The 833-nt window shown below is 57.3% G+C and carries 1 protein-coding gene; it reads left to right on the forward strand.

Annotated features, from left to right (window positions below; genetic code table 11):
• Window positions 1-655: replication initiator protein A (locus PKE99_RS39190; RefSeq protein WP_271215091.1), on the forward strand; the 655-nt coding region annotated here is incomplete at its 5' end.
• Window positions 656-833: the final 178 nt, after the last annotated feature.

Genomic DNA, 833 nt, shown 5'->3' on the forward strand with positions numbered 1-833 from the left:
TGAGCGCTTGGCTGGCACCAGGATCAGCACAAACATCGTGACCGGTGGGAAGGAGATCTTCAGGACATTTGGCCTGATCGAAAGCGCCGAGGTAGTCAGGGAAACCCGCGACGGCCGCATGCAGGAAGTCGAGATCAAGCTATCGGACTGGGTTTTCAATGCGATACGATCAAAGGAAGTCCTCACGTTGCATCGTGATTACTTCCGGCTTCGTAAGCCTTTGGAACGACGCATTTATGAACTCGCACGCAAGCACTGCGGGGCGCAGAAGGAATGGCGGATCAGCCTCGCGCTGCTGCAGAAGAAGTGCGGATCGAACTCCACCCCCCGAGAGTTTCGGCGCTTGGTCATGAACATCGTCCGAGAGGATCGGGAACACGACCACATGCCGGATTATGCAATCTCCTATGACGAGCAGGAGGACATGGTCACATTCTCAAACCGCCAGGGCGTGAAGATGGTTCTGCCTCCTGCGGTGGCGCCGCACCTTGACCCAGATGTCTATGAGACGGCCCGGATGCTCGCTCCTGGCTTCGACGTGTACTATCTGGAACGCGAGTGGCGCAGTTGGCTTCCAGAGACGCCGCGCAACCCGGAAGCCGCATTCTTGGGGTTCTGTCGGAAGTGGGTGCAGAACAGAAAAAATACCGTATAATTTCAAATACCGGATTTTTCTTTATAGAGCGCCCAGGCTTCTTCGATGAGAACGCCCTGCTGTACACCGCGTCGCTTGGCTTCGTTGGCGATCTCCTCTGAGATGTCTGGCATGACCTTGGCGTGTACCTGCCCCGTCCGGGGGCTAGGCTTACGCCCGCGGCGCTTCTGCCCGTCAC

The organism is Pseudonocardia halophobica, from assembly GCF_027922425.1.
Classification (GTDB): Bacteria; Actinomycetota; Actinomycetes; order Mycobacteriales; family Pseudonocardiaceae; genus Pseudonocardia; species Pseudonocardia halophobica.